This is a genomic window from Mycobacterium sp. AT1, assembly GCF_002043095.1.
GTDB lineage: Bacteria > Actinomycetota > Actinomycetes > Mycobacteriales > Mycobacteriaceae > Mycobacterium.
The window spans coordinates 1-9784 of the sequence record NZ_MVOC01000080.1; the positions used below are offsets into that span (position 1 = coordinate 1).

The window sequence follows — 9784 nt, forward strand, 5'->3', positions numbered from 1 at the left end:
GCGGTGATCACCGCCGAGAAGAGGGTCAGCTACGCCGAACTCGCGGCCCGGGTGGCCGCCCGGGCCGCGGATCTGGGCGCGCGTCGCAAGCTGGTCCTGCTCGAAACCCGCAACGACCTACCCACGCTGGTGACCTACCTCGGCGCGCTCGCCGGCCACCACGTCGTGCTGCCCGTCCCGGCGGGCAGCGACCACCAGTCGGTCGTGGAGACCTACCACCCGGACGTCATCGTCGCCGACGGTGTCATCACCACGGGACCACGCCATCGTCCCGCCCCCGACCTCCACCCCGACCTGGTCCTCCTGCTCTCGACGTCCGGCAGCACCGGCTCCCCCAAGCTGGTCCGGTTGTCCCGGTTCAACCTCGCCGCCAACGCCGAGTCCATCGCCACCTATCTCGACATCACCGGAACCGACAGGGCAGCAACGACCCTGCCGATGTCGTATTGCTACGGGCTGTCGGTGATCCACAGTCACCTGCTGCGCGGAGCCGCACTCGTGCTCACCGAAAAATCTGTCGTCGACGACGACTTTTGGACGGAGTTCCGCACGCACGGCGCAACATCGTTCGCGGGCGTACCGCACACCTTCGAACTGCTCGACCGGATCGGCTTCGAGGCGATGTCGCTGCCGAACCTGCGCTACGTCACTCAGGCCGGCGGACGGCTCGACCCGGACCGCGTGCGGTGTCTCGCCGATCTCGGCGGGCGTGCGGGGTGGCTGTTCTTTGTCATGTACGGCGCCACCGAGGCCACCGCGCGCATGGCCTACCTGCCGCCGGAATTCGCCCACGACCATCCCGAGTCGATCGGCGTTCCGATCCCCGGCGGCTCGTTCCGCATCGAACCGGTCGACGGGATGCCCGACGGTACGGGGGAACTCTTCTACCGCGGGCCGAACGTGATGATGGGCTACGCCCACACCGCCGCCGACCTCGCCGCCGGCGCGGTTGTCGAGGAACTGCGCACCGGCGACATCGCCCACCGGCGCCCCGATGGCCTCTACGAGGTGCTCGGGCGCAGCGACCGCTTCGTGAAGCTGTTCGGCCTGCGCATCGATCTGCACCGCGTGGAGTCGGTCCTGCACGGCGACGGGGTCGACGCGATCTGCACCGCGGGCGAAGGCCGCCTGATCGTCGGCACGGCCGACCGTCCACGGGACTGCGACGTCGCTGCCGCGGCGGCTGCGGCGTCCGGGCTTCCCCGGGCGGCGATTCGGGTGATCGACGTCGACGAGATTCCCCGGCTGCCCACCGGCAAGCCGGACTACCGCAGCCTGCGTGAGCGGGCCGCCGAGCGGACGAGCGACGACGCTCGGCTGGACCTGCGTGGCTTGTTCGCCGACGTGCTGCAGATCGACCAAGAAAGCATCGACCCGCGCAGCAGCTTCGTCGACCTGGGCGGCAACTCGCTGTCCTACGTCGCCATGTCGGTGCGGCTCGAACGCGCCCTCGGTCACCTGCCCGCGGACTGGGAGCGGCTACCGCTGAGCAAGCTGGAATCCGCCCGCACGACTCGACGGTGGTGGGGAACGACGCTGGAGACCAGCGTGGCACTGCGTGCGGCGGCCATCGCCCTGGTCGTCGGCTCGCACGCCGAGCTGTGGGTGCTGTGGGGCGGCGCGCACATCCTGCTCGGCGTCGCCGGATACAACTTCGGCCGCTTCTGCCTCACCCCGCTGCCGCGCGCCACCCGGGTGCGCCACCTGATCAGCACCATCGGCTGGATCGCCGTGCCCGCTGTGGTGTGGGTGGCGTTCGCGTTACTGGTCACCGACGACTACGCGGCCTCGAATCTGCTGCTGGCCAACAAGTTCCTCGGTCCCGGGGACAGCATGACCGCCGGGCGGTTGTGGTTCGTCGAAGTCCTGGTGTGGGTCCTGGTGGGGTTGGCGCTGCTGTGCGCGACGCGGTGGGGCGATCGCACCGAACGCCGGTGGCCGTTCGGCGTCGCCGCGGGATTCCTTGCCCTGGGCATGGCCCTGCGGTGGGACGTCTTCGGCATCGGACTGGGCAAGGCCGCGTGGTTCACCATGCTGGCGTTCTGGTTCTTCGCGGTCGGGTGGGCCGCCTCGAAGTCGTCGACGGTATGGCAGCGACTCGCCGTGACCGCGGTCCTCGCCGCCGGCATCGTCGGGTACTTCGGCCAACCCCACCGCGAGGCCCTGGTGTTCATCGGGCTGGCGCTGCTGATCTGGCTGCCCGCCATCCGCTGCCCGTCGGCGTTCACGACCACCGCGGGCGTGATCGCCGAGGCGTCACTGTTCATCTACCTGACGCACTACCAGGTGTACCCGCTGTTCGGCGACCACAGGCTCCTCGGCGTGCTGGCCTCGGTCGTCGTCGGCATCCTGCTGACCCAGCTGGTCACGATGACGCGCACATGGCTCCGCCGGCGCACGCCGACCGGACCCACACCACGACGGCAGGCTGCCTCCGCTCGGCGATGAGCCCCTGTCGCGCCCACGTGGCGCCGATGACCCCGACGAACCCGGAATCTTGCCGCGTCCCGCCATCGACACGACTCCTGACCACAGCGCCGCGGGGCGCCCGCCCACCGTGTGGTCAGCGCTCGATGGTCAACCGATCCAGGAGCGGCCGCAGGTCCTCGGCCAGTAGCGCCATCAGGTACACCGCCGCGACTCTGTGCTGACGGTCGAGGACCATCGTGGTGGGCACCACGCTGGTCGGATAATTGCGTCCCAGGGTGATGAGGCTGCGCATCGCCGGGTCGAAGATGGAGGGGTACTCGACGTTGCGGTCGGTGACGAAGTCGCGTGCAGTGTCGCGGTTGTCGCGGACGTCGATACCCAGGAACTGCACGCCACGGTCGCGGTATTCGCGGTAGACGGTCTCCAGTTCCGGAGTTTCGGTGCGGCACGGCGCACACCAGGACCCCCACACGTTGACGAGGACCACCTTCCCGGTGAAATCCGATAGCCGGATCGGTTCGTCGGTGAACACGTCGGGTCCGTTCAGATCGCCGATGGTGCCCCGGGTCGAGGGAGGGTCATAGAAGATCGCGGTCTGACCGCCGGGGGACACGAAGTCGAAGGTCCCGACTTGGGCCACGGCATCCTCGCCAGTGGTGCAGCCGGTGACCACAGCTGTCGCAACGACGAGGGCTGCCACGACGACGGCAGATCGCCTGAAGTCACCCATGAGATCCCTCCACGAGACGACGGTGTGAGTGCGGGAAGTGCCTAGCCTTTAGAAGGCGAGGCCGCTGACCAGGATGAAGATGCCCAGGGCGATCAGGACGATCGGGAAGAGGACATGTTCCCAGCGTTCGAGGACCTCGGCGACCGGCTCGCGGGTGGCGACGAACTTGGCGAAGAGGACGAGGACCGCGACGAGGACCAGGAAGGCGACGCAGTAGGCCACCACGGCCGCGGGGCGGACGCTGAGGAAGACCGGGACGTAGACGCCGATGTTGTCCCCGCCGTTGGCGAAGGTAACTGCCGCGACCGTGAAGACGCCGACGCTCTTGCCCGCGACCTTCGCACCGTCGTCATCGTCATCGTCGTCGTCGTCACGCCAGGCTTGCCATGCTGCCCACAGTCCCAGGGCCAGGGGGATGAGCCCGAAGTACGGAATGATGCCGGGAGGAAGGAACGCCCCCGCGCCCACCGTGACGAGCACGGCCGCGCCCAGGATCCCGGCGAATCCCAGGTACTGCCCGGCGATGATCCGGGCCGTCGTCCCGCGTTGCCCCGCGCCGCGGGCGAAGAACAGTGAGAGCACGATGACGTCGTCGATGTTGGTGGCGATGAACAGGCCGATCGCGGGCAGGATCGACGACAGGATCATGCGGCTCCTGCGGTGTCGGGGGTGGCGCTGACCCGCCAGCTGATCACAGCGAGTACGGCTGCGCCGGTGACGACGAAGACGTCAGCGAGGTTGAAGGTCGGGAACCAGCCCGTATGCAAAAAGTCGGTGACCAGACCATCAGCGGCGCGGTCGATCACATTGGCGACCGCCCCACCCACCAGAGCGGCCAGCGCCAGCACACAAGGCCACGTGGCGCTGCGGGCGGACCAGAAGGCGAACACCGCGAGTGCGACCACGATGACACCGGTGGCGCCGAGCAGGACCGCTGGGGGCAGGGTGTCGCCGAAACTGAATGCCACACCGGGGTTGAAGACCAGCCGCAAGTGGAGCAGCCCGAGATCCGTTGAGCTGCCGTCGTTCAACACGCGGGCGGCCCACGTCTTCACACCCAGGTCCAGTCCCGCGACGATGACCGCCGCGGCAACCAGGGCGATCCGCGCCCGGACCACCCCGGTACCGGTGCGGCCGGCGGTCACGATGGCGCGCCCACGGCCGCCGCACGGGTGCGACTAGCGGGCCGTTCTACCGGCGTGGCGGCCAGCGGTGTGGGGCGCCCGGCCCGCACACCGTTGGCGATGACGACGATCTCGGCGAGTTCGTGAACCAGCACCACGGCGGCCAGCCCCAACACCCCGAACAGTGCCAGCGGCATCAGCACCGCGATCAACCCCAGCGACAGACCGACGTTTTGTAGCATGATCCGCCGGGCGCGACGCGCATGACCCAACGCCTGCGGCAGGTGGCGCAGGTCATCACCCATCAACGCCACGTCGGCGGTTTCGATGGCCACGTCGGTACCCATCGCTCCCATCGCGATACCCACGTCGGCGGTGGCCAGCGCGGGAGCGTCGTTGACGCCGTCGCCGACCATCGCGGTGGGACGCTCGGATCGCAGCTGTTCGATCAGCCGTGCCTTGTCCTCGGGACGCAGCTCGGCGTGTACCGCCTCGATCCCCACCTCGCGGGCCAACGCGGTGGCGGTGGCCTCGTTGTCGCCGGTGAGCATGGCCACCTGATAGCCGTCACGGCGCAGCTGGGCGACCACCTCGGCCGCCTCCGGGCGCAGCTCGTCGCGCACGGCGATCGCACCGATGACCTGGCCGTCGTCTTCGACCAGGACGGCGGTCGCACCCGCCTGCTGCATCCGCGCGACATCTCCAGCCAGGGCGCCGGGGTCGAGCCAGCCGGGGCGGCCCAGACGGATGGTGTGCCCGCCGCGGCGTCCGATGAGCCCGGCACCGGTGACGGCCTCGACGTCGGTGGCAGGGGTAACCTCACCGGCGGCGGCCAGGATCGCCGCGGCCAGCGGATGCTCGCTGCGGGACTCCACGGCAGCAGCGAGGTCCAGCACCTGCTCACGCGTCGCACCGCTGGTGGTGACGACCTCGATGACCGCGGGCCGGTTGGCGGTCAGCGTGCCGGTCTTGTCCAAGGCAATGCCGCGAATTCTGCCCAGCCCTTCCAAGGCCGCGCCGCCCTTGACCAGTGCTCCCAGCTTGCTGGCGGCGCCGATGGCGGCGACCACGGTGACCGGCACAGAGATCGCCAACGCGCACGGTGAGGCCGCCACCAACACCACCAAGGCGCGCTCGATCCAGGTGGCAGGGTCACCGAACAGGCTGCCGATCACCGCGATCACCGCGGCGACGATCATGATCCCGGGCACCAGGGGCTTGGCGATGCGATCGGCCAAGCGTTGGGAGGCGCCCTTGCGGGACTGCTCGGCCTCCACGATGCGCACGATGCGGGCCAGCGAGTTGTCCTGCGCGGTGGTGGTCACCTCGACCTCGAGTACCCCGGTGCCGTTGATCGACCCGGCGAACACCTCATCCCCGGGCCCGGCTTCCACCGGAACCGACTCACCGGTGATGGCCGAGACATCGAGCGCGGTGCGGCCCAGCCGGATGATGCCATCGGTCGCGACCCGCTCACCGGCCTTGACCACCATGCGGTCACCGATCCGCAGATCGGCTGGCGCAACGGTCTCTTCGCCGCCGTCGCGCAGCACGGTCGCCTCGTCAGGCACCAGCGACAACAGCGCGCGCAGACCGCGGCGGGTACGGGCCACCGCATACTCTTCCAAGCCTTCGCTGATGGAGAACAGGAAGGCCAGCATCGCGGCCTCGCCGACCTCGCCGAGGATCACCGCGCCCAACGCGGCGATGGTCATCAGCGTGCCGACCCCGATCTTGCCCTTGACCAACCGGGTGAGGGTGGACGGGACGAAGGTGTAGGCACCAGCCGCTAGCGCCACCGCTTCGAGTGCCAAGACGACCGGCTCGGCGGCGTCGAGGACTCCGGCGATCAGGGCTGCTAGCAGGAACACCCCGGAGAGGGCGGCGAACTGCAGTTCCTTGATCTGCCACAGCTTCTCGGGCTCACCATCGTGGTCGTCGTCGCCGCGGGGTTCGTCGCCGCCGCAGCCGCACGCGTCGCTCACCGGGAGGACTCCTTGGTGTCGGTCGTCGCGCCCGTGCGGGCGCGGGTTCCGTAGGTGGGGCACAGCGCCACCGTGTTGCCGGTGGCGGCCAGCAGCGTCTGCGCCGAGGCCAGCACGTCCATCAGCTCCGGACGGGCCAGGGAATAGAACATCTGTCGGCCGTCGGGGCGGCCGGTCACCAGGCCGCAGTCCCGTAGGCAACCCACGTGCGCCGAGACGGTGGATTGGGCCAATCCCAGATCCCCGATCAGGTCGGCCACGCGGGCTTCCCCGTCGGCCAGGCGGCGCACGATCGCCAACCGGGCCGGGTCGGAGAGGCTGCGAAACAGCGCCACCGCAGCATCCACGTTCGACGAGGCACCCGAGGTGCTGCCGGTGAGACAGGCATCCACCTTTATCATCGTCATAAAACGATGATAACCGGCCAGCGACGATATTCCTCGAGCACGGCGGTACACAACGCGTGGGCGAGACTGTGGGGGTCGGGCAGTCCGGCCGGGGCCGTGGCTGCTGCCCGGCAGGCCATCGCGGGTTTCCCGTCGGGGTGGGCCCACGGGTCGACGCCGTTGATGACGATGCTGGGTGATCCGGTGAAGCGTCGCCGGATCGCCTCGGCGGTGGTGTCGATCACCGTGGTGAGCACCGGGGTGTGTGCCAGTCCCAGTTCGTGCAGCGTCACGGCGATCAACGCCTCGGCGAGCGTCGCGTACGGACACTCGGGGATCACGAGCAGTTCGATCCGAGGACCTCGATACGCGGGCTTTTCCTCGCGCGCTGGCGCCATCTTCGTTGTCGGCGAGAGGATTTGGTCAGCTAGCTGCGCAGTGGCCGCCGTACGGTCACTGTTGGTCGATTTGGGGATTGGTGTCAACCTATCTCGTTGGCCCCGGGGCGGGGCATGTCGACTAGCGTCAAGGATCATCTACTATCTCGGTACGAACATAGTAGATTCCCACGGTCGACGACCGTGGGCCCCGATGAAGAAGGAGCACGGTGTGCGCAAGTTCTATCTGACGGCGGTGTTGGCAGCGATGGCGGCGATGCTGGGGGTGAGTTTCGCCGGAGTGGCGTCGGCCGCGGAGGACTGTGCGCACCGTTTCGGGTCGCATCAGCAGGTCGAGGATGGTGGAGGCGTTCAGGATTGGGTGGTGACGGACCTGAAAAAGAGCGACGACGTGGCCCCTGGTTTTCCGGTGGCCGGACACCTGTGGGAGGCGACCGCCACGGTGACGGCCGTCTCGGGGACCTCGACACCGGTGATTCCCTACTTCAGCGCAACCGCTGGCGGCGGAAGTTATCCGGTGCTGTGGCAGGTGGCGAGTCCACACGGCATCTCTCCTGCCACGTTGGCTCAGGGTCAGACGTCGACCGGCAAGATCTACTTCGACGTCACCCGGGGTGACCCCATGGCGGTCACCTACACCGCTGGCGGCGCGACACCGCTGATGTGGTGCTGCGATGACGCGATGATGGCGATGCCGATGGACAAGTGCGCGTGTTGCGCCGACATGAAGGAACCATGCCCGTGCTGCGCGGGAAAGATGTAGGACCAGACCGGTAACGGCGCCCGCCACAGTGGTGGTCTCACCACTGTGGCGGGCCTGGCCGGCTGGCGAGGACACCGTCGCCAACGCGCGCCGCGACGCGGGGGAGGGCCGTCCCCCGGAACTCGTTACGCCAGGCCCGCGAGCCGCGGTGACCCCGGGGTGGGAACTTGTTACAGGTCGCCGAAGGCGTAACCGCTGGGGATCTGGGCGGGAGATGTCCCGTACACCAGGGCGATCTCGTCGTGGGCGTGCAAGATCAGCGCGCCGGGGTTGCCGGTCACCTGGTGGCCGTTGACGTAGGCAAGCAGCGGGGATCCGGTGGTGGCGGTGCGGTTCCCGAGCTGTGACGCGGTCAACGTGACGTTCCATTCGGAGAAGAACTGGGCGAGGCTGAAGGTGCTTTGGGTCGGTGATTCGACGTGGATGACGCCGCTGGTGTCGTGGGTGTGCAGCGGACTGATCGCGCCGCCGCGCTCGTCGATCCCGATGCCGGCGGGAACCGCCACGGCGGTGCCGTCGACGAACACGTCGAGGTGGGCATGCAGGTGCAGCACCGAGCCCTCTGCGCGAAGCAGTGGCAGCCCGGACCGTGCCACGGCGGCGGGGACGTCGGTCGGGGCGGGCCACGGTGGTGCGCTGCTGGTGCCGGTGGCCGAGGTCAGTGGGGTGTCTGGGATTGCGTTGGAGGCGGTGGCGCGAGCGGGGTGTTGCCTGGTGGTCAGCACGACCATGATCGCGGCGAAGGCGACCACCACCGTGACGCCGGCGACGAGCAGCCACCGACTGGGGCCGCTGCCGCGGCGCATCGCGGCGACCGAGGGCGCCCCACGGCCCGGACCTTTCAGGGATCGTGGTGTGACCGGAATGCGGTTCTTCATGCTCATGAGACGTCCTGAGAGGCTGCATAATTCGTCACCGCGACATCAGGGGCTCCGACGGCAGCCAGCCGATCGGTGCCGTACCGGACGTGTCCGGGGCCCGATGCGGCCTCCGTCGGCTCGGGTTCAGCCGGCGCGGCGGCGGGGGGCGCGTCGCGTCGGCGATCGCGCATCATCATCCACATCATCACGCCCATCGCGACGGGGCAGGCCAGTCGCGCCAGCGTCAGCAGCACATCGAGCATCAGCGTCCTCCAGGTTCGTCGTCGGCCGCGAGCCTTCGCCGCCCACTTCATCTACTATCTCGGTACCGACATAGTAGATGAAGGAATGCTCGGCTGACCGAGCACGCGAATCGAGGAGATCGACGGCGATGGAGAAGATGACCAGGCGGGCGGCGCTGGCACTGCTGGGCACCGGCGGCGGACTCGTCGGCGTGGCGTACGCCCTGCGCGGCGTCGCCGGCGCCCCAAGGAGCGGTTCCGCCGCGGGGCTCGCCACGGATGCGGACCCGCCGATGATGGGCGGCCCGGAGGGTTCCCCGATGATGGGCGCCGCCTCGACGATGGACATGAGTACCTACATGGACATGTTCGCCCGGCACACCGAGATACGGCGCCGGGTGGAGAACGTTCCCGGCGGTGTACGCACCACCACCGAGTCCGACGCCAAGGACCTGGTGGCCCAACTGCAGGGGCACGTCGCCACGATGTACGCCCATCTGGATCAGGGCGCCGAGGTGACGTGCATGAGTGCGAGTCTTCCGACGCTGTTTCGGCGCGCCCCCGACTACCAGCGTCACCTCACCTTCACCGCCACGGGCGTCGTCGCGGTGGAGACCGCGCGCGACCCGGCCGTGACCGACGCCATCCGCGCACACGCCCGTGAAGTGACCGGGTTCGTCACCGACGGCATGCCCGCGATGATGGCGGCGATGATGGACCACCCCACGACCGAACCCGGCTCCCAACCCCCTCGATGACGACAGTCACGGCACGTCCGGCGATGGACACCGAACTCGGCGGGACCATGCGTGCCCGCCGCCGGCTCGTTCACGAGGACAGTGAGTACTATCTCGGTACCGAGATAG

General features: G+C 68.9%; 11 protein-coding genes. 3 read left to right on the forward strand and 8 right to left on the reverse strand.

Going from position 1 to position 9784, the window contains the following annotated elements:
- The coding region (locus tag B1790_RS31145; RefSeq protein ID WP_142271601.1) for an AMP-binding protein at positions 1 to 2448 on the forward strand (2448 nt) is incomplete at its 5' end.
- Positions 2449 to 2563: 115 nt separating this feature from the next.
- On the opposite strand, the gene B1790_RS31150 is transcribed toward B1790_RS31145, so the two are convergent.
- The 6 genes from B1790_RS31150 to B1790_RS31175 are packed head-to-tail and all read right to left on the reverse strand — an operon-like array spanning position 2564 to position 6996.
- The gene (locus tag B1790_RS31150; RefSeq protein WP_079927146.1) at positions 2564 to 3160 is read right to left on the reverse strand and encodes a TlpA disulfide reductase family protein; all 597 of its coding nucleotides are present in this window, start codon (positions 3158 to 3160) and stop codon (positions 2564 to 2566) included.
- Positions 3161 to 3208: 48 nt separating this feature from the next.
- Positions 3209 to 3808, reverse strand: a complete 600-nt coding sequence (locus B1790_RS31155) for a cadmium resistance transporter (RefSeq protein WP_079927147.1) — start codon at positions 3806 to 3808, stop codon at positions 3209 to 3211.
- Positions 3805 to 4305, reverse strand: coding sequence for a signal peptidase II (gene lspA / locus B1790_RS31160; RefSeq protein WP_233165400.1), 501 nt, complete (start codon positions 4303 to 4305; stop codon positions 3805 to 3807). The genes B1790_RS31155 and lspA overlap by 4 nt, the downstream gene beginning before the upstream one ends.
- Positions 4302 to 6269, reverse strand: coding sequence for a cation-translocating P-type ATPase (locus B1790_RS31165; RefSeq protein WP_079927148.1), 1968 nt, complete (start codon positions 6267 to 6269; stop codon positions 4302 to 4304). The genes lspA and B1790_RS31165 overlap by 4 nt, the downstream gene beginning before the upstream one ends.
- The gene (locus B1790_RS31170) at positions 6266 to 6676 is read right to left on the reverse strand and encodes a helix-turn-helix transcriptional regulator (protein WP_198952168.1); all 411 of its coding nucleotides are present in this window, start codon (positions 6674 to 6676) and stop codon (positions 6266 to 6268) included. The genes B1790_RS31165 and B1790_RS31170 overlap by 4 nt, the downstream gene beginning before the upstream one ends.
- Complete coding sequence (locus B1790_RS31175; RefSeq protein WP_198952169.1) at positions 6673 to 6996, reverse strand: hypothetical protein; 324 nt, start codon at positions 6994 to 6996, stop codon at positions 6673 to 6675. The genes B1790_RS31170 and B1790_RS31175 overlap by 4 nt, the downstream gene beginning before the upstream one ends.
- 250 nt (positions 6997 to 7246) lie before the next feature.
- Between B1790_RS31175 and B1790_RS31180 the strand changes: the two genes are divergently transcribed.
- Complete coding sequence (locus B1790_RS31180; RefSeq protein ID WP_079927150.1) at positions 7247 to 7816, forward strand: MPT63 family protein; 570 nt, start codon at positions 7247 to 7249, stop codon at positions 7814 to 7816.
- Positions 7817 to 7986: 170 nt separating this feature from the next.
- Here B1790_RS31180 and B1790_RS31185 read toward each other — a convergent pair whose 3' ends face one another.
- Both B1790_RS31185 and B1790_RS31190 read right to left on the reverse strand, forming a co-directional pair.
- The gene (locus tag B1790_RS31185; RefSeq protein ID WP_142271602.1) at positions 7987 to 8700 is read right to left on the reverse strand and encodes a hypothetical protein; all 714 of its coding nucleotides are present in this window, start codon (positions 8698 to 8700) and stop codon (positions 7987 to 7989) included.
- Positions 8697 to 8939, reverse strand: a complete 243-nt coding sequence (locus B1790_RS31190; protein WP_079927152.1) for a hypothetical protein — start codon at positions 8937 to 8939, stop codon at positions 8697 to 8699. Before B1790_RS31190 ends, B1790_RS31185 begins: the two co-directional genes overlap by 4 nt.
- Positions 8940 to 9067: 128 nt before the next feature.
- Here B1790_RS31190 and B1790_RS31195 point away from each other — a divergent pair, with 128 nt between their 5' ends.
- Positions 9068 to 9676 carry a hypothetical protein gene (locus tag B1790_RS31195; RefSeq protein WP_079927153.1) on the forward strand — a complete coding sequence of 203 codons (609 nt, stop codon included), beginning with the start codon at positions 9068 to 9070 and terminating at the stop codon, positions 9674 to 9676.
- The last annotated feature ends 108 nt before the right edge of the window (positions 9677 to 9784 follow it).